At 62.8% G+C, this 26,149-nt stretch carries 22 protein-coding genes; 2 read left to right on the forward strand and 20 right to left on the reverse strand.

Annotation, left to right across the window (positions count from 1 at the left end):
• Window positions 1–658: 658 nt before the first annotated feature.
• From J0H39_10825 to J0H39_10855, 7 genes are read right to left on the reverse strand one after another with little or no spacing between them, the layout of a single operon-like run.
• On the reverse strand, window positions 659–2,119 hold the full coding sequence (locus J0H39_10825) for an indolepyruvate oxidoreductase subunit beta family protein (protein MBN9497234.1): 1,461 nt from the start codon (window positions 2,117–2,119) through the stop codon (window positions 659–661).
• Complete coding sequence (locus J0H39_10830) at window positions 2,116–4,260, reverse strand: indolepyruvate ferredoxin oxidoreductase subunit alpha (GenBank protein MBN9497235.1); 2,145 nt, start codon at window positions 4,258–4,260, stop codon at window positions 2,116–2,118. Before J0H39_10830 ends, J0H39_10825 begins: the two co-directional genes overlap by 4 nt.
• A complete protein-coding gene (locus J0H39_10835; GenBank protein ID MBN9497236.1) occupies window positions 4,260–5,048 on the reverse strand; it encodes a cyclase family protein in 789 nt (262 codons plus the stop codon). The genes J0H39_10830 and J0H39_10835 overlap by 1 nt, the downstream gene beginning before the upstream one ends.
• A 40-nt stretch (window positions 5,049–5,088) precedes the next feature.
• The gene (locus J0H39_10840; GenBank protein MBN9497237.1) at window positions 5,089–6,060 is read right to left on the reverse strand and encodes an ornithine cyclodeaminase family protein; all 972 of its coding nucleotides are present in this window, start codon (window positions 6,058–6,060) and stop codon (window positions 5,089–5,091) included.
• Between the two features lie 2 nt (window positions 6,061–6,062).
• Complete coding sequence (locus J0H39_10845) at window positions 6,063–7,352, reverse strand: FAD-binding oxidoreductase (GenBank protein MBN9497238.1); 1,290 nt, start codon at window positions 7,350–7,352, stop codon at window positions 6,063–6,065.
• Window positions 7,349–9,646, reverse strand: a complete 2,298-nt coding sequence (locus tag J0H39_10850) for a molybdopterin guanine dinucleotide-containing S/N-oxide reductase (GenBank protein ID MBN9497239.1) — start codon at window positions 9,644–9,646, stop codon at window positions 7,349–7,351. The genes J0H39_10845 and J0H39_10850 overlap by 4 nt, the downstream gene beginning before the upstream one ends.
• A 54-nt stretch (window positions 9,647–9,700) precedes the next feature.
• Window positions 9,701–10,981: an ABC transporter substrate-binding protein gene (locus J0H39_10855; GenBank protein MBN9497240.1), complete on the reverse strand. Its 1,281-nt coding sequence runs from the start codon at window positions 10,979–10,981 to the stop codon at window positions 9,701–9,703.
• A gap of 328 nt (window positions 10,982–11,309) precedes the next feature.
• On the opposite strand from J0H39_10855, the gene J0H39_10860 reads away from it, so the two are divergent.
• Complete coding sequence (locus J0H39_10860; GenBank protein ID MBN9497241.1) at window positions 11,310–12,032, forward strand: GntR family transcriptional regulator; 723 nt, start codon at window positions 11,310–11,312, stop codon at window positions 12,030–12,032.
• A 1-nt stretch (window position 12,033) separates the two neighbouring features.
• Here J0H39_10860 and J0H39_10865 read toward each other — a convergent pair whose 3' ends face one another.
• The 12 genes from J0H39_10865 to J0H39_10920 form a co-directional block, all read right to left on the reverse strand.
• Entirely contained in the window at window positions 12,034–12,978 is a 945-nt protein-coding gene (locus J0H39_10865; GenBank protein MBN9497242.1) for a branched-chain amino acid ABC transporter permease, read from the reverse strand.
• 7 nt (window positions 12,979–12,985) lie between these two features.
• Window positions 12,986–13,888 carry a branched-chain amino acid ABC transporter permease gene (locus J0H39_10870; protein MBN9497243.1) on the reverse strand — a complete coding sequence of 301 codons (903 nt, stop codon included), beginning with the start codon at window positions 13,886–13,888 and terminating at the stop codon, window positions 12,986–12,988.
• Window positions 13,885–14,613, reverse strand: a complete 729-nt coding sequence (locus tag J0H39_10875) for an ABC transporter ATP-binding protein (GenBank protein ID MBN9497244.1) — start codon at window positions 14,611–14,613, stop codon at window positions 13,885–13,887. The genes J0H39_10870 and J0H39_10875 overlap by 4 nt, the downstream gene beginning before the upstream one ends.
• Window positions 14,610–15,389 carry an ABC transporter ATP-binding protein gene (locus J0H39_10880; protein ID MBN9497245.1) on the reverse strand — a complete coding sequence of 260 codons (780 nt, stop codon included), beginning with the start codon at window positions 15,387–15,389 and terminating at the stop codon, window positions 14,610–14,612. Before J0H39_10880 ends, J0H39_10875 begins: the two co-directional genes overlap by 4 nt.
• Window positions 15,390–15,397: 8 nt before the next feature.
• On the reverse strand, window positions 15,398–16,567 hold the full coding sequence (locus J0H39_10885; protein ID MBN9497246.1) for a pyridoxal phosphate-dependent aminotransferase: 1,170 nt from the start codon (window positions 16,565–16,567) through the stop codon (window positions 15,398–15,400).
• Window positions 16,564–16,956 carry a RidA family protein gene (locus J0H39_10890; GenBank protein ID MBN9497247.1) on the reverse strand — a complete coding sequence of 131 codons (393 nt, stop codon included), beginning with the start codon at window positions 16,954–16,956 and terminating at the stop codon, window positions 16,564–16,566. Before J0H39_10890 ends, J0H39_10885 begins: the two co-directional genes overlap by 4 nt.
• A gap of 550 nt (window positions 16,957–17,506) precedes the next feature.
• Complete coding sequence (locus J0H39_10895) at window positions 17,507–18,442, reverse strand: DUF4432 family protein (GenBank protein MBN9497248.1); 936 nt, start codon at window positions 18,440–18,442, stop codon at window positions 17,507–17,509.
• A 2-nt stretch (window positions 18,443–18,444) separates the two neighbouring features.
• Window positions 18,445–19,524 carry an ATP-binding cassette domain-containing protein gene (locus J0H39_10900; GenBank protein ID MBN9497249.1) on the reverse strand — a complete coding sequence of 360 codons (1,080 nt, stop codon included), beginning with the start codon at window positions 19,522–19,524 and terminating at the stop codon, window positions 18,445–18,447.
• 42 nt (window positions 19,525–19,566) lie between these two features.
• Window positions 19,567–20,394 carry a carbohydrate ABC transporter permease gene (locus J0H39_10905; protein ID MBN9497250.1) on the reverse strand — a complete coding sequence of 276 codons (828 nt, stop codon included), beginning with the start codon at window positions 20,392–20,394 and terminating at the stop codon, window positions 19,567–19,569.
• Window positions 20,391–21,311, reverse strand: coding sequence for a sugar ABC transporter permease (locus tag J0H39_10910; GenBank protein MBN9497251.1), 921 nt, complete (start codon window positions 21,309–21,311; stop codon window positions 20,391–20,393). Before J0H39_10910 ends, J0H39_10905 begins: the two co-directional genes overlap by 4 nt.
• Window positions 21,312–21,369: 58 nt before the next feature.
• Window positions 21,370–22,710 carry an extracellular solute-binding protein gene (locus J0H39_10915; protein MBN9497252.1) on the reverse strand — a complete coding sequence of 447 codons (1,341 nt, stop codon included), beginning with the start codon at window positions 22,708–22,710 and terminating at the stop codon, window positions 21,370–21,372.
• Between the two features lie 24 nt (window positions 22,711–22,734).
• On the reverse strand, window positions 22,735–24,258 hold the full coding sequence (locus tag J0H39_10920; protein MBN9497253.1) for a sulfatase: 1,524 nt from the start codon (window positions 24,256–24,258) through the stop codon (window positions 22,735–22,737).
• 86 nt (window positions 24,259–24,344) lie between these two features.
• Here J0H39_10920 and J0H39_10925 point away from each other — a divergent pair, with 86 nt between their 5' ends.
• Window positions 24,345–25,250: a LysR family transcriptional regulator gene (locus J0H39_10925; GenBank protein ID MBN9497254.1), complete on the forward strand. Its 906-nt coding sequence runs from the start codon at window positions 24,345–24,347 to the stop codon at window positions 25,248–25,250.
• On the opposite strand, the gene J0H39_10930 is transcribed toward J0H39_10925, so the two are convergent.
• Window positions 25,243–26,127, reverse strand: coding sequence for a LysR family transcriptional regulator (locus J0H39_10930; GenBank protein MBN9497255.1), 885 nt, complete (start codon window positions 26,125–26,127; stop codon window positions 25,243–25,245). The two genes, J0H39_10925 and J0H39_10930, sit on opposite strands and share 8 nt — an antisense overlap.
• Window positions 26,128–26,149: the final 22 nt, after the last annotated feature.

A 26,149-nucleotide genomic window follows, 5' to 3' on the forward strand; every position in this document is an offset into this window, starting at 1 on the left:
GCGAACATGCCTTTCCGATGATCAGAGACCGTACTGATTCGGAAGGTACCGATACTTTATTGTCTCAACACCCGCGCCGAAACGCGGGTTCCTATTGAATTCAGCCTTAGCTCGCTGAGCCAATACTTGTTTCAACACCCGCGATACTCATCGCAGGTTCCTAGTCTAACGCCAGCCTTGCCACACGCTGTTACGCGGCCCAAAAACTGTGTCGCCTCGAAGGAATTTACCAATCACTAGCGACTTCGACAGAGGTTTTAACTGGGTCGCTGCCGACTACGCCTTTAAGTGAAAGAAAGCATACCGAATGGAAGGACAGTTTTCAAGAAAAACATCAATATGTTTCATTGTCTTAGGCGAACCCCTTATCGCTCAGCCATTACTTCAAGACCGGTGGTTCGATTTCCCAACGAAGGTGAATCCTCTGGCTCATTCCAAAATGTCTGAACTAGCGTGAAATTGATATCAGCCAACGGTTCTCATCTTCGTTGCCTATGGCACGCCAACTTTTGATTATTATTTTATATTTTTAATTCTTTTATTTATATTTCCGAATGAAGCGCGCAGTTAAGCGATAAAACGGCGCTCATCTTCGGCTCCCGGCACGCCGTAGAACGAAGGCCCGCTGGGGCGCCTTTATACCGATGCCCGAACGATCTTAAGCGGACGCGATCGCGGCGCGAAGTTTCTCGCCGGTGTCGTCGGCAACAGCTGCCTTGCGCCACGCGGCGACGATGCTCGATCTGGGCATGTCCGGCGCCAGACCGTCCATCGCCGCGAAGATCGCGCGATAATTCGATAAGCCGCGTTCGAACGTCTCGCCATAACCTTTGACGAGGTTTCGACATTCGGCGATTTCAAGCGCCAGCGTGTAGTCACGCCCGGCCGCCACTTCGATGCGGCGCAGCCAATCCCCGAGATCGGCCTGAGTTTCGGCGAAGCGCATCGATGCCGGGCGAAATCCGCGCAGCCGCGCCGTCAAAAACAGCAGCAGAAATCCCGAAAGCGACGTTGTCGCGACGATTCGGCCTTTTGACGTCAAAGCCGAAAGAATGCGGCGCGCGATGGCGTTCGACGTTAGAAACCGCCCAAGCCACGCAGGCACGCTCTCGACGATCTCCTGCGCGCGCGGATGTAGGAATTCCGCGATCCGCAAGACCTGCCCGTCGCGTACGCCGACTTCCGCTGCGACACGGGCAAAGCGGCTTTTGCGCGTCTTCAAATCGGCAACACGATAGATATCCTCGTACGCCATCGCCAACGCGAGATGCCGCGCGACCAGCGCCGTCAATTGGAAGCGCCCCGCCCCGGACGCCGCATCAACCCGCGCGATGCGCCGCAAGCGCTTGAGATAAAGCGACGCGTAGGCTGCGTTCTGATAATCCGTCAGCCGTTCGACACCGATTGCCGCGAAGCCTGCCGCGGGTGCGGGAATGTCGCGGGGTTCCAACATCCGTTCAGCAACGGGCGGCGTAACGACCGCAGGCGGCGGCAGGCCTGCGACGAGCTCGAACGCCGCCCCGAAGGCGCGTTTCGATGCGGCGACGCCGATCCCGCCGCGCTCGATCGTCGCCTCGAAGATCGCGCGCCTGAACGGCAACACTTCCGTCGCGGCGACGACGCCGAAAATCGCGGCCGAGATCACGCTGCCCGTCTCGCGCGCGACCCGCGCTAGATCCAAGCCGACGAAGCGTCTCGCGGCAAGTTCGCAAGCCTCGCGCAAAGCGGTTTCATCGACGCGTCCGTCGGCGACGGTTATCTTCTCCGTCATCGCATGGACGCGCGACGTCGATGCGACCAATACCGTCCTGTCGGATGTTACGAAGCCGCGCTGGATCGCGCGCCCGGCTTCCATCAGCTCCGAGGCGATCACGAGATCGACGTCCCCCGGCACCGGCATCAGCGCCATATTCGGGCCTTCGTCGGGCGCGCAAGGGGCCGCCGTCATCTCGACGTAGTAGATCGTGGCGCCGGTACGCTGCGCCACGCCGGGAACCGACGTCATCTGCGCGAGATGACCGTTATGCTCGGCGAGATCGACCAGCCAATTGGCCAGCACGCCACCGCCCTCGCCGCCCATGGCGAGGATCGCGATGCGGATCGTGCGATGCGCGCTCATGCCGTCGCCACCCGGTTCTGCAGCCAACCGATCACGCGGCGCGTCACGGCTTCCTTGAACCGTTCCCAGCGCGACGGATTGCTGACGATCGACGCACGATAGAAGGACGGGCACAGCACGGCGGCATGCGCGACCTCGCCGCATAGACCGCAGCCCACGCAGGACTCGATCACTTTCGTGACCGGATCCGTGCGTAACGGATCGGGATGCGGGGCGATCGTCAGCGACGGACAGCCCGACAGGCGGATGCAGGAGCGATCGCCCGTGCACGTATCCGCGTCCACGCCGAAGCGCTCGCGGACGACGCGCTTGCCCTCGCGCGCCGCGCGCTCGCGCAACGGCTTCTCGCGGCGCTGGCGGTTCAACATGCATTCGGATTGCGCGACGACGACTTTCGGCCCCGTCTCGGGCGTGGTCAACGCCTCGCGCAACGTCGCCATCATGCGTTTGAGATCGTAGGTCGGGTTGATCGTGCGCGCCCAATTGACGCCGATGCCGCGTACGGCCTTCTCGATCGCATTGCCGGTCTGGCGCGTTGCGCTGGGCTGATGCGAAGACGGGATATCCTGTCCGCCCGTCGCCGCCGAATAGCCGTTATCGACGACGATGAACACGTTGTCCGATTTGTTGAACACCGCGTTGCCGATCGACGACGTCAATCCGTTATGCCAGAAGCCGCCGTCGCCCATCACGGCGATCACGCGCTTGTCGGGCTTCAAAGCACCCTGCCCGTTCCAGGCCGACGCGGCCGCACCGCCAAGGCCGTACCCCATCGTCGCCGACCCGATATTGAACGGCGGCAGGATCGAAAACAGATGGCAGCCGATATCGCTGGCCACGTGATGGGGGCCGAGTTCGCGCTCGACCAGCTTCATCGCGGTGAAAATCGGACGCTCGGGACAGCCCGTGCAGAAAGACGGTGGGCGCGCATGGACTTGCCCGTCGATACGGGTCAGCGCCGTCTTCAGCCGATTGTCGCCCGCCCCCGGCGATGCGCTTGCGGGCAGAAGCTCGGGCCGATAGGCGCGCACGAATTTGGTCAACCCGTCGCGCAAGACTTGGCCGGAATATTCGCCGGCCATCGGCAGCATATCCTTGCCGTGCAGGACTGTTTGCACATCCGCGCGACGCAAGATCGTGCCGATCGCCTGTTCGATAAATTCCGGCTGGCCTTCCTCGACGACGAGGATCGCCTTCCGGCCGCGCGAGAACCGGACGACTTCCGCGTCCACCAGCGGATAGGCGACATTAAGGACATAAAGGGGAACGCGCGACGATCCGTCTGGTCCGGCGAGGCCCATCAGTTCCAGCGCGCGCAGCGCCGTGTTGTAGACGCCGCCTTGCACCACGATGCCCACGTCGTCGACATCGCCGTCGAAGAACTCGTTGAGTTTGTTTTCGACGATGAACCGCACGGCGGCGGGCCAGCGCCGCTCGATCTTGTCTTTCTCGTGCTGATAACTTGCCGGCGGCAGCACGATCCGGCTCACGTCGCGGCGCGGCGCCGATGCCGCGCGCTTCATGTCGTAGGCGGGGCGTTTGTTTGTCTTCGTCGCGAACCGCCCATGCAGATGGCAGGTGCGGATGCGGACTTGCAGCATCACGGGCGTGTTCGAAGCCTCGGAAAGCTCGAAACCCTTCGCCACGCATTCTACAACCTTCGGCAGATTGGGACGCGGATCGAGCAGCCAGATTTGGCTTTTCATCGCGAAGGCGTGGCTGCGCTCCTGCATGATGGAGGAGCCTTCGCCGTAATCCTCGCCCACGATGATCAACGCGCCGCCTTCGACGCCCGACGACGCGAGATTGGCGAGCGCGTCCGACGCGACGTTCGTGCCGACCGTGGATTTGAACGTCACGGCGCCGCGGATCGGATAGTGCACCGAAGCCGCGAGCATCGCCGCCGCCGTCGCCTCGCTGGCACTCGCCTCGAAATGCACGCCAAGCTCGTCGAGCACGGGTTTCGCGTCGGCAAGCACGTCCATCAAATGCGAGATCGGCGCGCCTTGATAGCCGCCGACATAAGCGACACCCGATTCGAGCAACGCCTTGGTGATCGCCAGAATTCCTTCGCCGCGAAACTCGTCGCCATCGCCCAGGCGCAGCGTGCCGACTTCCTCGGCGAAGGAACGCTCGGCCATTACGCCGCCTCGGCGATGAGGGCCAGAACGCGCAGCGGGCTGCCCGAGCCGCGCTCGATCTTCAACGGCGGCGTGATCAACACCGCCCCGGTCGGCGGCAATTGATCGAGATTGGTGAGGCTCGCCAGACCGAATTTGTTGGCGCCGTGCATCAACGCGTGCGCGGGGAACGCCGGTTCGAAGGAGAATGCCTGCCCCGCATCGGTGCCGACGGCTTCGACACCCCAGCCATTGACATGGCGCTCCTCGACCAGGAAGCGGATCGCCGACGCGGCCGGTCCTGGCACATGGGGGCCGTCTTCCTTCATGTTGAGGAAGGCGGCGGGATCGCTGCGCTTCGACCAATCGGAGCGCATCAGCACCCACGATCCGGCGGGGATTGTCCCGTGCTTTGCTTCCCACTCGCGGATATGCGCGTCGGTGACGGTGAATTTCTCGTCCTCGGCGCATTCCTTGGAGAAATCGAGCACGCAGGCCGGCGCCACCAGACGCTGCGGATCGACTGTATCCGTGGCGCCGTCCTTCATGTCCTTGCCGCTGATCCAATGGATCGGCGCATCGAAATGCGTACCCGTATGCTCGCCGCACGCGATGTTGTTCCAGTACCACGCCGGGCCGCGCTCGTCGAAATTCGAGATCGCCTCGGTCGCGAACGGCTTCGTCTGGCCGAACTCCGGCGGCAATGCGATGACCGGCGTGGATGGCTTCAACGTCTGCGTCAGATCGACGATCCGGATTTTCCGGGCGGCGATGGCTTTGGCGAAATCCGCGAGCAAATTTGTCGACATCTTCAAGCCTCCTGTTGGATCTATTTTCGGTCTTATGCGGTTATGCCGGGCGCCAAATCACGTGCTGCCCCAGCCCCATATCCCGCGCATTGGCGACGGCGCGTAAGGTCGCGGCCATGTCTTCGACGGCCATGCCCAGCGATTTGAACAACGTCACGGCTTCGGTGCTCAAGCGTCCGGGATGCGCGCCCGCCAGCACGTCGCCGATCTCCGCGCGGATATGCGTCGCGTCGATCGCGCCCTCGCCGATCGGCAGCAATAACTCGCCGCATTCGGTCAACGCTTGCGCACGAGAGTCGACGAAAAACTCCGACGCCGCGACGATATCGGTGCCGATTTCGCGCGACGACGGCGAGCTGGCGCCGACCGCGTTGATGTGACAGCCCGGCGCGATCCAGCCGCGCTTCAACAACGGCTCGCGCGACGCGGTCGTGGTGCAGACGATATCGGCGCCGGCGACCGCGCTTTCGATGTCGCGCGCGCAAGCGACGCCCAAGCTTTCCGCGACCTGCTCGGGCTGATCGGCTTCGCGCGCCCATAACACGATCGATGCTTGCGGCAGAACCAGACGCAACGCCGCGACATGCGCGCGCGCTTGCGTGCCGCCACCCACGACCGCGATTCGCCGTGAATCCTTGCGCGCCAAGGCGAGCGTGGCGACGGCGCTGGTCGCCGCCGTGCGCAAAGCGGTGATGGCGCTCGCATCCACCAGCGCCAGCAACTCGCCCGTCGTGCCGTCATGGACGAGGATCGCGCCTTGATGGGTGTCCAAGCCGCGCACGCGATTGTCGGGCGCCACCAGAACGTCCTTTACGCACCACGCAGGATCTTTGCCGCCCCGGAACACGGGCATCAATCCCATCAACGGTCCATCGGATGTGGGCTTCAGCTGGAAGCGCGCGAATTGCTCGCTCTCGCCGCGCGCCAGCGCGATCAATCCGTCGCGCACCGCCGCGATACAATCGGCCATCGGCAATGCCGCGCGCACGTCTTTTCCATTCAGAACGAACATCGTCACAACCCCGCCCGATGATCTTGCCAACGCGCCTGCGCGATCGCGAAAGATGGTGCTGCCGCCGCCAACATGCGCATCGGCACGCCGCCCGGTTTCGTGATCCCGATCGGCAGATCGCACGGATTGGTGCCGGAGATCGCGTCGGCGAGGATTTCGCCCAGCATCGCCGTCAACGCAATTCCCCTTCCGTTGCAACCGATCCCGCCCAGAAAACCGGTCCCGAATTCGTAAAGATGCGGCAGGAAATCCATCGTCATCGCGGCGGTGCCGCGCCAAACGAAATCGACCGATGGCGTTTCCGCCAATGAAAGCTCGTGCCGCAACCGCGCGGCGATCATCCGCGCCATACGGGCTTCGGCGTCGATCGGCAGCATCGACATGCCGCCACTGATCAAGCGGTTGTCGCGATCCAGCCGATAGGTCAGCAGATTGGCGCGCGTATCGGCGACCGGATTGCGATTGGGAGATATCCGGCGAATGGTCGCCGCGTCGAGCGGTTGGGTCGCGATCTGATAGACGACAAGCGGCACGGTCGAGCGGCCAAGCGGGCGCGCGGCGCCTTGCGTGAACGCATTGGTGCAGAGCAGAACCTTATCTGCGCGCAATGTCGTGCTGCCGCAGGCGAGTTGCCAAGCGTTCCCGACACGCGCGATCCGATCGACCGGCGTATTCTCGTGCAACACCGCCCCCACCGCGATGGCGGCCGAGGCAAGACCATAAGCGTAATTCAGCGGATGCAGCATGCCACCGCTTTCGTCGATCAACGCGCCGACGCAATGGCGCAACCCCGTGCGGGCGCGCGCTTGCGCTTCGTCCAACATCGAGACGGGCCGGCCCAATGCGCGCCACGCCGCCGCGCGCCGCGCCAGCGTGTCGAACATCGCCAGCGAATGGGCGACATGCAGCCAGCCATTCTGTTCGGCATCGCACGCGATCGAATGGTCGCGGATCGTCGCGAAGACACGATCGGCGCCGACACCGATCATTTTCAACAGGCGCGTGCCGCGTTCCTGCCCCAGGCGCGCAACCACCGCGTCGGGATCAGCCTTGGCGAAATTCGGCACGACGAACCCGGCATTGACGCCGCTTGCCCCCGCACCGACCGCGTCCGCTTCGAGGATAACGACCTTGGCGCCGCGACGCGCGAGATGCAGTGCCGCCGTCAATCCGGTGAACCCGGCACCGACGATCACGACATCGGCGGCGATATCGGCGCGTAACGGCGCCGCGACAGGGCGCTGCCCAGCCGTCGGGAACCAAACCGTGTGGCGATATTGCGCGATACTCATCGGCCGACGAACACCGGCAGATCGAACGCGCCGAGACGCGGCAATTCCCCGCGCCACGCTGCAATTTCGACAAGGCAGGTCTGTGCGCTGCACCCTTGCGACAGCGACGAGGCGGGCGCATCCAGCGTCAGCACGTTGGGATTGCCGTGCCGATCGAGCCCGGTCTCGGGATCGGGGTCGTACCAGGCGCCGGTGCTGAGCCGTGCAACGCCCGGCATGATATCTTCGGTCAGGATTGCCGCCGCCAGGCAACGGCCGCGATCGTTGAAGATTTCGACGATCTGGTATTGCGCGATGCCCCGTGCGGCGGCATCGGTGGGATTGAGATAAACGGGTTCGCGCCCCGCGATCTTGCCCGCCCGGCTATGCGGGCTCGCGTCGAGTTGGCTGTGCAAACGGCGCGCGGGCTGGTCGGTCAGCAGATGCAACGGAAAGCGTTTGGCGGTTTCGCTGCCCAGCCATTCCGCCGGCGCGCGCCAAACGGCATGGCCGGGGCAATCGGACAGTGCGAAACCGGCAACGCGGTCGGAATGGATCTCGATCCGCCCCGATGGCGTCGTAAGCGGATGACGCTGCGGATCGGCGACGAAATCGGCAAGCATCGTCGCCGGGCGATCCTGCAACGTAAAATCGACGATGCCTGCGCGCCAGAAATCGTCGAAATCCGGCAGATCGATCCCGCGGCCTTGGTTGATCTGCCGGCATTCGGCGTAGAGCCGCCGCAACCAGCCCATCGTGTCGAGATTTTCGGTGAAGGCCGCGGCACTGCCAAGGCGCGCGGATAATGCCGCGAAGATATCGTAATCGTCGCGCGCCTCGCCCGCCGGCGGAACGGCGCGCTTCATCGTGACGAGATAGGCTTCGAGAGTCGCCGAGCCGATATCGTCACGCTCCAGCGTCGTCGTGGCCGGCAGCACGATATCGGCGTGTTTGGCCGTCGCGGTCCAATATTGCTCGTTGACGACGATCGTCTCCGGCTTTCGCCAAGCGCGTCGCAGGCGGTTCAGATCCTGATGATGATGGAACGGATTACCGCCCGCCCAGTAGATCAGCCGGATATCGGGATAGACATGGTTTTGGCCGTTATAGGTGAACGTCGCGCCCGGCTGGAGCAGCATATCGGCGATCCGCGCCACCGGAATGAAATCGGGAATGCCGGCACGCAATTGCGACAGCGTCGGCCCCTTCACCCGCGCATGCGAACTGCCGACGAGATTGGCCGCACCGTAGCCCACACCGAAGCCGCCACCCGGCAGACCGATCTGGCCCAGCATCGCGGCGAGTGAAATCACCGCCCAGAAGGGCTGCTCGCCATGCGAGGCGCGCTGCATCGACCACGAAACATTTAGCATCGTGCGCAACGCCGCCATGCGCCGGGCAAGCGATACGATCGTCGCGGCGGGCACACCGCTGATCGCTTCCGCCCATTCGGGCGTCTTGGCGACACCGTCGGCCGCACCGGTCAGATAAGCTTCGAACCGCTCGAAGCCGACGCAGCAGCGATCGAGGAATTTCCGGTCGTGAAGCGCCTCGGCGATCAGGACGTATCCCAGCGCCAGCATCACCGCCGTATCGGTATTGGGTCGGCACGCGATCCATTCGGCATCCGCACCGGCGGCGCCGAGATTATCGCGCACGGGACCGATATTGACGAAGTGCACGCCCGCTTCGCGCATCGCGGCGAGGCCTCGTGCCACACCGTGGCGCCCCACGCCGCCCGCATTCATCTGCGCGTTCTTCACCGGCACGCCGCCGAAGGTGACGAATAATTCCGTATGCCGCGCCATCACGTCCCACGACGTGTGCGACGCCATCAGATCATCCATGCCGGCGACGACATGCGGCAAGATCACGTTGGCCGCGCCCAAGCTGTAGGAATCGACATGCCGGACATAACCGCCGGCCGCGTTCATGAAGCGATGGACTTGGCTTTGGGCGTGATGGAACCTGCCGGCACTCGACCAGCCATAGGAGCCCGCGAAAATCGATCGATTGCCGAATTGGCGGCGCACGCGATCGATATCGCCCGCGACGAAATCCAGCGCCTCGTCCCAACTCACCTCGACGAACGCATCCTGGCCGCGCCGTTCGGGTGCGGCACCGGGGCCGCCACGCAGCCAGCTTTCGCGGATCGCGGGACGCCGCACCCGCAACCGCGCGAGATCCGGATCGAGCGCATGCAAGCCGATGGGGCTCGGGTCCGGATCGTCACGGAACGGCACGAGTGCGGGACCGGCATCGCCGGCTCGCGCGACCTCGTAAAGTCCCCAATGCGACAGCGTGTAGTTCGTCATGCTCGGCTCCTCGCCCGCGTCGATCCGGATCGGGACCGACGCGGGCGCGGTACGTCAGCCGTCGATGCGCTTGAACAGCTTCAGCATATCCTCGATCGAATAGCCCTTATCGATGACCATGTTCTGGCCGTCGATACGCCACGAGATCGCGGGGCCGCTGACATCGCCATAGGCATCGAACTCGATCGGCCCGGTCGCGCCGGTATACTTTATGGCGGTACCCTTCGCGATGAATTCGCGCGCCTTCTTGAACTCCGCCGGACCGGTCGCCACGTTCTCGCCGCCGGGCGTATGGATCTTGCGGATTGCGTCGCGAACGGACGTGCCCGATAGATCCGGCGCGATGTTCATCGCGAGACCGAGCGCCATCACCGCGTCGTAGATGTTGTAGATGCCCGGGCCCGCCGCACTCGCCTTGTACTCCGTCTCGAAGGCTTGCTTGAACGTCTCGACCGACGGACCGCCGGTCGTCGTGTTGTCGGTGCCGAAAGCCTTGGTCAGATAACGCTCGCCCACGGCCTTGACGAAATCGGGGCTGCGCAGCGCGTTGTTGAGGATCAGATTCTGCGTGCCGCCGAGCGAGATCCACTCGCGCGCGATCGTGGCGCCATCCAACGGGAAGGCGACCAGGAACATCGCGTCCGGCTTTTCGGCCAACGCTGCGGTGACTTCCGCGCGGTAGGAAGCTTGGTTCTCGTTGAAGCCGACAGCCTTCACGACCTTGCCGCCGGAAACTTCCGTGGCCTTAGTGAAATCCTTGACCAAGCTGGTGCCGTAATCGGTGTTGACGTAGATCAGCGCGATGCGCTTCCAGCCGCGCTCGGCCGCAAGGGCTGCCGGCAGATAAGCGAGGCTCTTCACCGTCGGGATGGTGCGGAAGAAGAACCCGCCGGTCTTCCCTTCCTGCGCCATCGCCGTCAGGATCGGCGCCGAGGAGCAGCACGAGATCTGCGGAATCTTCGACGGTGCGGCGACCGACGTCAGGACCGGGATGGTGACGCCGCTCGAAATCGCGCCGACCAGGCCCGAGACACGCTCGACCTCGACCAGGAATTTCGCGGCGTCGACGCCAACACTCGGCTGGCCTTGATCGTCGCGCAACGCGAGTTCGGCCTGGCAACCCTTGATGCCGCCGCCTTCGTTGATGTGGCGGACGGCAAGTTGCGCGCTGTTGGCGATGTTCTTGCCGACGGCACCCATCGAGCCGGTCAGCGACAAAACGGCACCGATTTTCACCGGGCAAGCCACGGCTTGCGCGGCGGCGGGCGCCGCCATCAACGCCGGCAATGCGGCAACGGCGCACACCGTCAGCAAAGAGCGAATTCCGTAAGACATGAGCTTCCCTTCTTTTTGTTGGTCGCGATGCGTGGCGCGAGCTTGATATCCGGCGAATTCGTCCGGGTGCGCGTTACATCATTTGATCATAAGAGCATAAAAAAGAAATCCGGTAAAGCGCCGCGATATATCTCCGAAAGCTCCGCTCAGGCATTTATAGTGCACTGAAATTATTTATGTTTTAAGGACTTTCACGCACTTCCCGGACAACGTAAATAGATAATCGCCACGACCGCCTCTCCTTTCCAAATCGAAGGAACTTGCCCTTGAATAGCCCGTTCAAATATGTTGAAAATCTAAACATCGTTTGATCAAAAAGCAGGCCGAGATGTCCGTCGATTTCCTCGAACCGGTATCGTCGCGTTCGACGATTCAGGACGAAGTCTACAAGCGGCTGCGCCATGCCCTGATGTCCGGCCATTTCGAGCCGGGCCAAACGCTGACCATCGCGTTCCTCGCGGAGACGTTCCGGACCAGCCACATGCCGGTGCGCGAAGCGCTGCGCCGCCTGACGGCGGAAAACGCGCTCGTCGTCGTGCCCAACGGCTCGGCCAAAGTGCCGACGGTCAGCCTCGACGGGCTCAACGATCTTTGCCTGACGCGGATAGCACTCGAATCGCTCGCGACGAAACTCGCCGCCGAACGCGCCACCCCCGCCGAGCGTGAACGCTTCAAAACACTGATGCTGGAGCATGAAGCGGCGACATCCGCGCGCGATCTCGCATTGATGCTGGCGAAGAACCAGGAATTCCATTTCGCGATCTACGAAGCCTGTGGATCGCCCGTTGTCGTCCAGTTCATCCAGACGCTGTGGCTGCGCTTCGGCCCCTATATGCGCATGTTGTCGAATTATATCGAGCCGCTGTTGATCGCCGACGGCTACCGGCCGAGTTCCCATCACCGCGATTTGATCGCCGCGATGGAAGCGGACGATGCAAGGGCCGCCGTTAAAGCGATCGAAGGCGATATCAAGACGACGCAGGGATTGTTGCGCCGTCTGTGCCGGAATTTGGTCGAAGATACGCCGACGCGCCGCCGGCGCGACGTTTGATCTACGCCGCGTGGCGCGATGCCGTCGCGCGCTCGCCGATCAATCCGCGCGGCCGCAGCAGCAGCGTCAGCACCAGGATCAAGCCGATCAAAACCGCCTGCGTGGCACCGCCATAAATCTGGAAATGCGGCGGCAGGAACTGCACGGTCACGGCGCCGATCACGCTCCACAAGCCCCAAATGACGACCGCGCCGAGGATGGCGCCCTTGTTGTTGCCGCTGCCGCCAATGATCAGCATCGTCCAAACTTGGAAGGTCAGGATCGGCATGAAATCGGCGGGGCTGACGAAGCCAATGAAACTGACGTAAAGCGCGCCGCCCAGGCCCATCAGCATCGCGCCGAGCACGAAGGCTTGAAGGCGGAACATGTCGATGTTCTTGCCGAGCGTGCGCGCCGCAATCTCATCCTCGCGGATCGCCTTGAGCACCCGTCCCCAGGGCGACGCGACGATGCGTTGCAGCCCAGCATAGACGACGGCAACCAGCGCCACGATCAGCGCCAGATAGCAAAGATTGTTGAGGATCGGCGCCGGGAAAAGACCACGGAACGGATTGGGCAGCGACGATATCCCCATGGCGCCGCCGGTCAACGGATCGAGATTGAGCGCCAGAAGCTGGATCGTCGCGGCGATGCCGAACGTCGCGATGGCGAGATAATCGTCGCGCAGGCGCAACGTGGCGATCCCGATCACCAATGCGATGAAGGCGGAAGCCGCCATGGCGCCCGCCACGCCCACGATCCACGGCAATCCGAAATTGCCGATCAAATCAGCGCGCGGTGCGGCCGTCAAAATCGCGAAGCCGTAGGCGCCGATCGCATAGAAGCCGGCGATCCCGGCGTTGAACAAGCCCGTATTGCCCCATTGCAGATTGAGGCCGAGCACGACGATCGCCAGGATCAGCGCCACGCTGCAGAAGAACACGAAATAGGACAGGATGCCGATCATTCGTTCCTCACGCGCGTACGGATTTTGTGAACAGCCCCTGCGGCCGGACATACAGCACGATCAGAAGCAGCAGGAACGGGATCGCCGGCTTGAAGCTCGCCGGGATGATCAGAACCGAAAGGCTTTCCGCGAGTCCGACGATCAACCCGCCGACGACCGCACCGAACAGATTACCCGCCCCGCCCAGCACGGCGGCCGTCAGCACGGCCAGCAACATATTGAAGCCGAGCTCAGGCCGGATCTGAACCGTCAAACCCGCGAACACGCCCGCACACGCCGCCAGCATGCCGGCCAGCAACCAGGTCCAGCGAATGATGCTGGCCGTATCGATGCCGCAAGCCTGCGATAGCGCTGGGCTATCGGCCATCGCGCGCATCGCCACGCCGACGCGACTGGTTTGCAGGAAGAAGTGCAGTGCCAAGACGAGCAGGAACGTCAACACCAGGACGAACACGTGATCGGGCAACATCCGCACATCCGGCAGGACTTCGATCGCGATCTGCAATTCCTGTCCGTAGTAATGCGCGTTGGGCCCCCAAATCAGCAGCACGAGATTGCGCAAGACCAGCGCCATCCCGAAGCTAGCGAAGACGAGGGTCAAGGCGGCCGCACGCCGCGCGCGCAACCGGCTGAAGACGAGCCGATCAACCAAGATCGCGATCACGCCGGTCGCAACACCCGCGACGATCGTGGCGACGATCAACGGCACGCCGAACGAGAACGGGTCGATCGGCGTCCCCGCCCCCATCAGCGTCGCCAGCGTCAGCGCCAGATACGCGCCGACCGTCAGAAACTCCGCATGCGCGAAATTCGCGAATTTGAGGATCTTGGCGCTCAGCGAATAGCCGATCGCGCCGAGAGCCAGAATGCCACCGGTCAAAATTCCGTCGGCCAGCGCCTGCCCGATCATGAATGCCTCCGCGATCCGAGAAAGGCTTCCGCCACCGCCACGTCTTCGAGCAACGCGCTTGCGCGCCCCGAAATATGGTTGCGGCCTTCGACCAGAACGTAGCCGCGATCGGATACGCGCAGCGCCGCCTTCGCGTTCTGCTCCACCATCAGTACCGCCACCCCGCCCTCGGCGAGCTTGCGCAGATCGGCGAACACTTCTTGCGCGATTTTGGGCGCCAACCCGGCCGTCGGCTCGTCGAGCATGATCAACCGAGGTTCGGTCATCAACGCACGGGCGACGGCGAGCATTTGGCGTTGACCGCCCGACAACACATTGGCCATCGAGCGGCGATGCGCGGCGAGTGCGGGGAACCGTTCGAAGGCGCGCGCGAGACGTTCGCGCAGTACGGGCTTAGCCAGCGTATGTCCGCCCGCGATCAGATTATCCTCGATCGACAGGCTGGCGAAGACGTTGCCGGTTTGCGGCACGAAACCCACGCCCGCCCCGACGATCGCATGGGTCGATTGTCCGGCGAGGTTCACGCCGCCGAGAAGGATCTCGCCGCTTTCGATCAGAACGAGACCGGCCAGCGCCTTCATGAAAGTCGATTTGCCGGCACCGTTGGGACCGACCAGCGTTACGATCTCGCCGCATGCGACGTCGACCGAAATGTCATGCACGATCGGCAGACCTCGCCGATAGGACGCGCGCAGATTGCGGGCGACGAGAAACGGCGTTCTCATAGCGCGATATCCGAAACGTCGCCGAGATAAGCGTCGATGACGCGCTGCTCGCGCACGACTTCCTGCGGACTGCCGGAGAAGATCAAGCGTCCTTGCGCCATCACCACGATCGATCCGCAGATGCGCATCACCATATCCATATTGTGCTCGACGATCAGAAAGCCGATGCCGCGCGCGTTAAGCGCCAGGATTTTGTCGATCAAGGTTTCGAGCAAGGCGGGATTGACGCCGGCCGCCGGCTCGTCGAGCAGAATGAGCCGCGGCTGCGCCATCATGACACGCGCGAGTTCCAGCAGCTTCTGCTGACCGCCCGACAGAATTCCGGCCGGATCCTGCGCTTTGGCGGCGAGGCCGGTGAAACTCAGTACCTCCATCGCACGTTCCCGGCAGCGTCGCTCTTCCTCGCGGACCAGCGACGGACGGAACCAATTGTTCCAGAACCGCTCGCCCGATTGGCCGGACGGCGCCAGCATGGCGTTCTCGAGTACGGTCATCTGCGGAAAGGGGCGTGGGATCTGGAACGTGCGCGCGAGCCCGGCATGGAAAATCCGATCCGGCGACAATCCTGCGATCGGCTTACCGTCGAACGCGATCTCGCCGCCGCTCGGCTTCACCTCGCCCGCGATCAAACCGAACAGCGTGCTTTTGCCCGCCCCGTTCGGACCGATCAGGCCTGTGATCGCACCATCCCGCACCGACAAATCGACGCCATCAACCGCGCGCAACGCGCCGAAATTCCGGCGGAGCCCCTGCGTGGTGAGGATGACTTTTTCCATTGTCGCGATCACATCCGATTGAAGAACGTGCTCAAGCGGTCCATGCCTTCCTGCAACCGCGCGAGGCTTTCGGAGCCAAAACAGATCCGCAGATGCCCCTCACCCGCGGCACCGTAGAAGCTACCCGCTTCGACGACGACATCCGCGCGCTCCAGGATCATATCGGCCAATTGCTGCGAGGGCACGCCCGTGCCTGAGATATCCGGGAAGGCGTAGATGGCGCCTTGCGGCAACGCGCAGCGCACACCCGGCATCTGGTTGAGGCGCTGCACGACGAAGTCGCGCTTGCGGCGGTCCTCGTCGACCAATGCGGCCAGAACCTCGCCAGGGCCGGTGATCGCGGCGAGCGCGCCGCTTTGAATGAACGTGTTCACATGCGTCACGTCATTCGCCGTGATCTTGACGAGCCCCGACATGGCCCACGCGGGTGCGGATAGATAGCCGATACGCCAGCCATCCATCGCGAAGGATTTCGTGAACGCGTAAGCGGAGAAGGTTCGCTCTGCCATGCCGGGCAGCGATGCGATGCTGATATGCGCCGCACCGTCATAGACGATGTCTTCGTAGACTTCGTCGGCGAACACCAGAAGATCGTGCCGGCGCGCGATATCCGCGAGCCCTTCGAGCTCGTCCTTCGAAAACACCCGGCCCGTCGGATTGACCGGATTGACGAGCACGATCATGCGCGTGCGCGGTGAAATTTTGGCCTCGATCCGTTCCGGCGTCAGGCGGAAATCGTCGACGGGATCGAGGGCCGCGAAAACCGGAACCGCGCCGGCAAGTTCGATCTTGCCAATATGCTGGGGATAATGCGGATCGATCAGGATGACTTCGTCACGCGGATCGAGCGTGGCCATGAGAACGGCGAAGGCCGCATGCGTCAGCCCGTTCGTGACGAGCACGGTTTCGGGCGTCGCGGGAATACCGTTGCGGGTGCGCAGCTTTTCGACCAGCGCCGTGCGCAGCTTCGCAATACCCAACAGATCGCTGTAATGCACGTCACCCGCGCGCAGCGCGTCGATCGTCGCGCGCTTGATATGCTCGGGCGTGTCTGCCGCCGGGCGGCCCAACTCCAGATGAATCAGATCGCGGCCGCTGTCGCGCAAGGCGGCGGCTTTTTGATACATGCCGAACGATTTTTTCGGCGTATCCGAGATGCGCCGTGCGACGCGCTTCATCGCCGTCCGCCCGCGCGGCGCGCGACGACTTCGATCTCGACCTTGATCTCGTCGACGGCGAAACCGCAGATGATCGTGGTGTTGGTCGGTCGCGGATCGGCGAACGTGGCGCCCAGCACTTTCGAAACCGGCATCACGTGATCGCGCGACGAGAGGAAAACGCGCAGCGACACGATATCCGCCAGCGTCGCGTCGGCCTGCGCCAATGCTTCGGCGATCGTCTTTAACGCGCGGTGCGTCTGGTCCTCGGCCGAGTCAGGAAATGTGCCTGTCTTCGGATCGAAACCGGCGGTCCCGGAGACGAAAACCCACTCGTCGTCGATCACGGCGCGCGAGTAGCCCGCCAAGTCTTCGAACTTCGATCCCGAATATATCGCGCGCCGTGCCATGCTTCACCATTAGTGCTCGTTTGATCAAATAATCGAGAATCCTTTTAACAGATTCGGAAGCGTGCGCAACCACCGTGTGACGACGGCGCGGCGCGAAGCGCTTTCATTCGTTCGAATCACGATTACAAACCAATATCTTAGGAAAACGGCCGATGCATAAACGTCCACTCGCGAATGGGGAGTCCGCCACTGGCTGGCCGGGGCAGGCCTGTCGTCTCTCGGGGGGGCCCGAACGGTGAGGTTCGAATCCTATACGACACCATTGTGCGGTCTGCTTCCCGGAGCCAACGGGTTCCAATATGCGTCATCGGCATCTAGACGCTGACGGCGGCAATCTTCAGGTCGATACAAATTCCGTGAGTTCACTATCGAGAAACGATCGATATCCAACAACAGTTCTCACCTTCGTCACTCACGGCACGCCATTCTTTTAGATGTTTTTATTTTTATTTTATATTATCTATGTTTTATACACTTGTGAAAGCCGAAAAGACTTTGCTCTTCGGCGATTTCAATAGGTCGGAATAACCTATCCGTTTTCAAAAATGACTTACGACGCGTCGGCAAGTTCGATGTCGATATCGAACACGATCTCGTTGCCCGGCGCCGTCGGCGGCACATCGGCGTTCGTCCCGTCGGCATTTCGCCCCGCCGAGCATGGCTCAACGCTCAGCACGCCGCAGCCTGGCCGCAGATCGCGCCACAACTGAAGCCATGGCAACGTCACGGTACTCCAGCTGAAATTGGTGGCGATCCCACCGCCGCCCTGCACGCGGCAAACGGCACGATCGCCCGTCACAGGATAAAGGACCGACTGTTTTACCGCCGGTTCCTGTTGCGCCAACGGCCCCGTGAGATCGGCGCCGTCCAATTGGATGCGCGTGCCCGCGCGATGCAGCGGATAACCGAGATTGAAATGGTACAGCACCATGATCGGCAGCGGCGTCGGACCAACGACCTGGACGCGATCAATCATGCGCAAACGATCACCGCCGATCGGCGCTTCGATCCGGCGGCGCAGCCGATATCCGCCCACGCCGGACACCCAGATCGGCGCCTCACCTTCGCAATAGAGGATGGGAACGGGCGCGTCCCAATCCTCGCCGTAGCCGGTCAGGCGCGCGGGCATGTGGGGCGCCGAGCCATGCATCGGCTTGCCCCCAGTGGGTTGGCGAATATGGTCGAATCCGCAGGTATTGAGGAAGCCGCCGAAGGCGCGGCTGAAATCGCGTTCGCCCCGCGTGATGGCGGCCGGCATGGGACGAAATCCCGCCGGGCTTTGCCACGCGACTTGAACGCCACGCCAGGACAACGTTGCGATGTCGAGCAAGCGGCCGGGCAGAACCCAAAAATCGAGCCCGCCGCCGGTCGAAAACGCCAAGGCATCGACGCCCGCTTCGGCCCCGTCGGCGAGCGTGAAACGGCGGACTGATGCGATCTGGCGGGGATCGCCGGCAAGATAGCGTGGCGACTCTTCCTTCGACATCGCTAGCGCCGTTCGATGAGCGTGCCGGCTGCGTCGAAAAGATGCCAGCCTTCCGCGGCGAGCCGGATATGGAGTTGGTCGCCCACCGCGACGACGCGTCCCGCGACCTTGAGATCGGCCGGCAGCTTGACGACCAGTTGCCAGGCGTCCGCCGTCGCCAACGCATAGGCGTCGGAACCGGTATATTCGATGGCGCCGATCTTGGCGGCCAAAGCGCCCGATGCGGGACCGGCGAGTAGTTCGAACGCTTCGGAACGCACGCCCAGCGTTGTCGCATCGTCGATAGCGCCGACCAGACCCGGCAGTTCCAAAGCGCCGAACCAACACCGCCCGTCGCGCGCGATAACGCGCCCGTCGAGCATGTTGATCTCGGGCGAGCCAATGAACGTCGCCACGAAGCGGTTCTTGGGCGCTTCGTAGATTTCGCGCGGCGCGCCAATCTGCTGGATACGTCCGCGATCGAGCAACACGATGCGATCGGCCATGGTCATCGCTTCGATCTGATCGTGCGTCACCAGGATCGACGTCGCCTTCAGACGATCATGGAGTTCGCGCAACTCCAGACGCGTGCGCGCGCGCAGCTTGGCGTCGAGATTGGACAAGGGCTCATCGAAAAGGAAAACGCGAGGCTGGCGCACGATCGCGCGGCCCATCGCCACGCGCTGACGTTGGCCGCCCGACAATTGCCCGGGCTTGCGCCCTTCGAGCCCTTCGAGCGACAGCATCCGCAACGCGTTCGCTAGCCGCTCCCGGATTACGCTCTCCGACGTGCCGCGCATGCGCAGCGCGAAGGTCATGTTCTCCGCGACCGTCATATGCGGATAGAGCGCATAGGATTGGAACACCATCGCCATGTCGCGGTCGCCCGCGTCGCGGGCCGTCACGTCCTCGCCGTCGATGTGCACGGCGCCGCCATCGATCTTTTCCAGGCCCGCGATCATCCGCAGCAGCGTGGATTTGCCGCTTCCCGACGGTCCGACCAACACGACGAATTCGCCGCTGCGGATATCCAGATCGAGCGGCGGGATCACTTCGAATCCGCCGTAGAACTTCCGGAAACCCCGAAGGGAAAGATCAGACATATGCGACACCGGGAAACGCGGGGGTGGAACTGCGCGGCTCGATCATTTGACGGCTCCCGCGAGGAGCCCGCGCACGATGAATTTCTGGCCGACGAGGATCAGGATCAGCGCCGGGACGATCGACAACAGCGTGCCGGCGGCCATTTCGCCGTATTTGATGTCGTATTCCTGCGCGAAGGTGGAGATCGCGACCGGCACCGTCATCGTTGCGCGCGAGGACAGCGTCAACGAGATCGCGAAATCGCTCCAGGAGAAGATGAAGGTCAGCGCCGTCGCCGCGATCATGCCGCCGCGCACAAGCGGGAACACGACCCGCCAGAAGATTTGCGCGTTGGCGCAGCCGTCCATTCGCGCGGCCTGAATCAATTCGCGCGGCAGGGCGCCGACGAAACTCATCATCAAGAACAGCGCCATCGGCAGATTGTGGACGGTGTGCGTTACGATGAGCGCGAAATAGCCGCCTTGCAGCCCGACGGCGGAGAACATCAGATACCACGACCCTAAGAAGGTCAGCGTGGGCAGCATATGGAACATCAACGCCCAGCCCAGCACGGCCCAGCGCACCCAAGGGCGGACTTCCAAGCTCACGAGCGTGAACGCCGCCATCGTGGCGATCACGATAACGATCGCGGTCGAGACCAGCCCGATCAGTGTGCTGTTGAAAAGATTGAGGAGGAATTCCGACTGCCGGGAAAACAGCAACTCCTCGAAATTTTCCAGAGTGAACGGCGACAACGTCGCGCCGGTGATGATGTCGATCTTGTATTTGAACGCGTTCGACAGGACCCACACGGTCGGGCCCAGAATGACGAACGCGTAGCCCCAGGCGGCCGAATTGGCGATCGCTTGCGCGGCGGAACTGGATTTCATGACGATGCCGCCTTCCTGGCGGCCCGGCGCTGGGCGTAGCCGCGGGCCAAAATGATGATCAGGCTGATCGCGAACAGCGTCACGATCGACATCGCCGAGCCGAAGCCGACCTGATCTTGGCGGAAAAAGGTGCGGTAGATCGAGAAATTGACGACTTCCGTCGCCGTTCCTGGCCCGCCCGACGTCAATAGATAGACTTCGTCGAACACTTTGAATGTCAGGATGACGCGGAACAGCAGCGTCACGACGATCGTGGGCAGCATCATCGGCAGCACGACGTGACGGATTTCCTGCCAGCGCGAGCGCGTGTCCATGCGCGCGGCCTCCAGCACTTCGCCGTCGAGCGATTCGAGTCCGGCCAGCATCAGCAGAAACACGAACGGCGTCCAATGCCAGATATCGACGAAGATAACCGAGGCGAGCGCCAAATTCGGATCGCCCAGCCAATCCACCGGGCCGAAACCCAGCAGTCCGAGCAGTGCGTTGGCGAGGCCGAACTCGCGCCCCATTATCAAGCGCCACATCGTTCCGATGACGATCGGCGGCACGACGATGGGCAGAAGGAAGATCGCGGTCAGGACGGAGCGGCCGTAGACACCTGACGTTTTGACCGCCAGCGCCATCGAAAACCCGATCACCATCTGGAAGCCGACCGCAACGACCGCGAAGATCAGCGTGTTGCGCACGCCGTCCCAGAAAATCCGCTCCGCCCCGAACAAACGCCGGAAATTGTCGAGCCCGACAAACTCGAAGACAGAGGCGCCCTGTTTCCATTCGACATGGAAGAAGCTCAAGCCGAGCAGATTGAGGACCGGAAACGCCGTCAGAATGACGAACAGCAGCACGACCGGCGCCAGAGAAAGCGCGATCCAACGCCGGTTGCGCGCCGCATTGTCGGTCGGACGTTTGGAACTCATCGAATGACTCTCACCGCGCACGAGCGGGACTGCCGGATCGATCCGGATCCTCGTTCCCTCACAGATCGGGAAGACGCGTGACGGCGAAGCCGCCGCGTTCCAGGATGCGCACGAGATCGGCTGCGGCTTGGTTGAGCGCCTTGGCCGGCGTCAATTCGCCGATCACCGCGCGGTTGAGGCTCAGCGCGATCGCGTCCGATGCTTCGACCGCCTGAGCAAACGGCAAACCCAGCACTGCGTGCTCGGCGTTGCTTGAGTATGCCTCGATGAAGCGGAACGCGTCGCCGCCGCCGAGATCGGCGCGGGTGATATCGCCGCGGATCGGCACGCCGCTCGCGCGCACATAGTCGACTTGCCGCGGCTTCGCGGCGAACCAGTCGAGGAACGCCAGTGCCGCTTTCTGCTTCTCGGGCGAAACGTTCTTCGGCACGCCGGCGATCCAATGCCCGGCGCTGGACGCGACGGTACCGTTCGGGCCGGCGGGCAGCAATGTCGCGTTGATTTTGCCGACGACGCGCGACGCCTTGGGATCCTCGAGCTGGCCCCACGCCGCGATGACGGCGATCGCTTGGGCGGTGCGGCCGGTCGCGAGAAGCTGGATCAATTCGCCCTGCGCGACGTTGCCCGGCCCCGGCGTCCCGGATTCGGTCGCAAGCTTCACGTAGAGCTCCAGCGCCTTCAGCGCGTTGGCGCTGTTGACGACGACCTCCGCCTTGTTCGTACCGGCGATCTTCACGAAGGCCGCGTCGTGGCTGAACAGATAGGGCGTGAAGTTATAGACGATCGAATCGCGGGCGGCGCGCGCCGTGAAGCCATAATACTTACCGCCCTTGCGGATCGCCTGCGAATTGGCGACCAACTCGTCCCATGTCTTCGGCGGTTTGAGGCCGAGTGCCGCGTAGGCATCGACGTTGTAGTACAGCACCTGCACGTTGCCGTTGGTCGGCACCCCCATCAGCGTGCCGTTCGCCGCAAAAGTGCCCGTCGAGAAATTCCAATGGGTGGTGTCGCCGAAGGTCAACACGCCGTCTGGCAGTTTGTAGCCGGCGCGGATCTCGGCGAGCGGCGTCAGAAAGCCGCCCGAATAGATCTCGGTCAGCCAACTCGCGTTGATGTTGACGATGTCGTACTCTCCTTGCGCGCCGCGCACGGAGTTGCGGATTTTCTCCAGCAAGCCGCCGAAGGGCAGCACGTCGAGCTTCACTTTATTGCCGGTCGCTTTTTCGTAATCATCGACCTCGGCAATGAAGGATTTGAGCCATGGCGATTGGTTGATCACCATGGTGATCGGGGGCTGGCTTTGCGCAAAAGCCGTTCCGGCGGCGAATGCCAACGCTCCCGCCAACGCACAACGCCGCGTTACACTCGCGAAAACCGCCTTGGTTTTATCGATCCGCATGGTTGTTTCCTCCGTTCGCTTTTTTCATTCCGCCGCTTGCGGCGTGAGCGTCAGCCATTCGAAATATTCCCGCGGCGCGTCGTGCGCACGCAGCAGCCGGATCGCCGCATCCTTCAACTTCGCCTCGATGGCCGGCATATCGATCGGGTTCAATTGGTTTGGATCGCGCGCATTGTCGTAGATCGCGGATTTGAACTGAGCCTGGACGCGATTGTTCGGCCCCGGCGCGCGGCTGGACTCGTTGAGCGCGCTATAGCGCATCAACTTCAACCCCTTGGTGAAGTCGAAGGGCCCCGCCAAAGTCGCCGTTTTCAATTCGTTGGAATTGAAGAACCCGGTCAAATGGGTCGGCATCAGCGTGTACTCGCCCAGCGTCTCGTCGAACAGATCGCGCGGATAGCGAAAATAACTGTAGGTGCCGTCGGTGATTCCGATTGGCCCGCCGAACATGCCGAAGATGATCGCTTCGCGCCCCGGCGCCCCGGCGATCAGCGGCAATACCGAAACTCCGGTCGTTTCCGACGGAATGGGAAGGCCGAAAATCTCCAGCATCGTCGGCATCAGATCGCTCGTCTGCGACAGCGCGCGCACGCGCGTGCCCGCGCGCGCCGCGTGATCGGGATGATGGACGATCATCGGAATGTGCGAGATTTCCTCGTAATAGGGCGTCTGATTCTTGCCCCACCAATCGTGCTCGCTGAGCAGGAAGCCGTGATCCGTGGTCAGGATCAGGCAGGTGTCTTTCCACATGTCGTGCGCATCGAAATAATCGAGCAGCTTGCCGAAATACGCGTCGCACATCGCGACCAACGCCGCGTAATTGGCGCGGATCTCGGCGATTTCCAGCTTGTTCTCTTTAACGGGGCCGTATTTCGGCCAGTCAATGATCGGGCCGTTATAGGCTGTGCGATAGGCTTCCTTGAACCGGTCCGGCGCGTGGAACGGCTCGTGCGGATCGAAGCATTCGAGATGCAGCATCCAATCGTCGGCGCCGCGATTCTCGTCGAGGAATCGGAAGGCGCGCTCGAAACATTGCGGGCCCGGGAAATCCGCTTCAGCGACCATCTTCTCGCGGTTGATCTGGTGCTGGCGGCGCTTGAAATCGCCGGGCGCGTTGTAGTGATGGTCGGAGTATTTTTCCTTGAAGCGCTCGATCGGCGGCTTGACCATCGCGACCCAGGGATCGTTCTCCTGCCCGCGCACGAACTCCCAGGTGTTGTAGCGGTTGTGATAGGTGGCGCCGCCATCCTCGAAATAATGGAAATGGTCGCTGATCAGATGGCTGTAGATACCGGCCTTCTTCAAAATTTCCGGCAGGGAATTATCGAACGGCTCCAGCGGCCCCCACGAGCGATGCATGAAATTGAGCCGACCGGTATGGATGTCCCGCCGTGCCGGCATGCAGGGCAGCGAGCCGACATAGTGATTGTCGAAGCTGACGGCGCGACGTGCGAAACGATCGAAATTCGGCGTCGCGATTTGTGTTCCGCCGTAACTGCCCAAGGCGAGACGATTGAGCGAATCGAAAAGCACGAACACGGTGCGCATGGACGTCCCTCCCCGGACGGTTCATTTCTAGCCGCATCGTCGAATTTGGGTAATAGTTTTACAGATAGGTGATATAACTAATATCTATGGAACAGATTTGGCGCGTTCATCATTTCCTGGCGGTCGCGGAATTCGGCAGCGTGCAAGGCGCCGCGCGCAGCCTGAATATCAGCCAGCCGGCGTTGTCGAAGTCGCTGCAATTGCTTGAGGAACATCTGCTGACGCCGCTTTTCGACCGCTCCGCGCGCGGGGTGGTGCTGACGCCAATGGGGCAAGCCTTCTATCGGCGCGCGCGGGCGATCCAAGGCGAATGGAACGGCTCGCTGATGGAGCTTACCGCCGCGCGCGACGGGGCGCGCGGCGAATTGCGCATCGGCATCGGTCCGACCTACGCGTCGGTGTTCATGCCCAGCATCCTGGCGCGTATGGCGCGCGACTATCCCAATCTTCATGTGTCGGTGCGGATCGGCGTCGGCCAGTTGCTGCTTCCCGCATTGCAAGCGGGCGAGATCAGCCTCTATGCTGGCGGCCTCGCGACCGAGCCGATATCGGGCGAAGGGCTCGACGAGATGTTCCTTTACAACCAAGGTAACTGTATCGCCGCCGCACGGCAATCTCCGATTGCACGACTGGCCGATGTACCGCTCGCCGAAATCGCCCGCCGGCCTTGGGTGACGCTCAATTACGGCGGGGTGTCGCGCATGCAGCTCGATCGGCTGTTCAAAGCCAACGGTATGCAGTCCCCGCGCGACACGGTAACGACCGACTCCCTCGATTTGGCGCTGAAGCTCGTGCGTAACGACGGATTCCTGACGAGCCTGCCCAGGCCCCTGCTCCGGCCCAGCGTCACGCCTGGGCTGCAAGCGTTGAACGTGCGTGGCTACGACTGGACGATCCGGACCGGCGTCACGTACCGCGCATCGATGCGAACGCTAGCACCGGTCCGATTTATCTTGTCGACGCTCAAGCGCGACGTCGCAGCGCTCAAATAGCGTTTGCGCCGGCGCGCGCGATCGCGATTAACCGAGCCAACGTTTGGGACCTGTTGCCCGTCCGCCAGGCGACGGCGAGTTCCGCGTTTGGCGCCTGGCCTTCGGCGAAGGGACGATAGACGACGCCGCCCATCCGCAAGGTCGACATCGATTCCGGCAGGATCGCGACGCCCAGCCCAGCCCCGACCAGCCCTAGCATCGTGTGGAGCTGATCGACCTCGTGTGCGATCGGTAAGGCGATTTTCGCCTTCTCCAAGCGCGCGCGAAAGCGGCCTTCGACATAGCGGCGCTTCTTCGCTGGCCGCGTGATCAAACGCTGACCATCGAGATCGCGCAGCCGGATCGCCTCGCGCGCCGCCAGCGGATGACGCAAGGGCAGCGCCACGAGATAGGGCTCGCGATGGATCAGAAAATATTCGAGGCCGCGCCCCAGCGTAATCGGCCGCAGAATGCCGACATCGACGCGGCCGTCGGCCAACGCGTCGATTTGTTCGGCCGTTACCATTTCGCGGAAATCGATCGACACCTCGGGCACCGCCTCGTTGAATTTCGCGACCAGATCCGGCAGCACGGGTGCCGCCTCGACAAAGGCGATCGTCAGCCGCCCGATCCGGCCGGCGGCGGCGCTGCGCACCCGGGCGACCGCCTGATCCATCCGGCGCAACGTTTCCGTCGCCTCCTCCAGAAATATGCGCCCCGCGTCGGTCAACGCCACGTGCTTGGGCCCGCGCGAAAACAGCCGTACGTTCAGCTCCGCCTCCAGCCGCGCGATCTGCTGGCTCAAGGCCGGCTGGGTGATGCGCAGCCGTGCCGCCGCTCTCGAGAAGTGAAGATCGTCCGAGAGAGCGACGAACGAAGTCAGTTGCCGACGATCCACGCGTGTCTCCTTCGAGTCTTCA

It is taken from the genome of Alphaproteobacteria bacterium, from assembly GCA_017308135.1.
Classification (GTDB): domain Bacteria; phylum Pseudomonadota; class Alphaproteobacteria; order CACIAM-22H2; family CACIAM-22H2; genus Tagaea.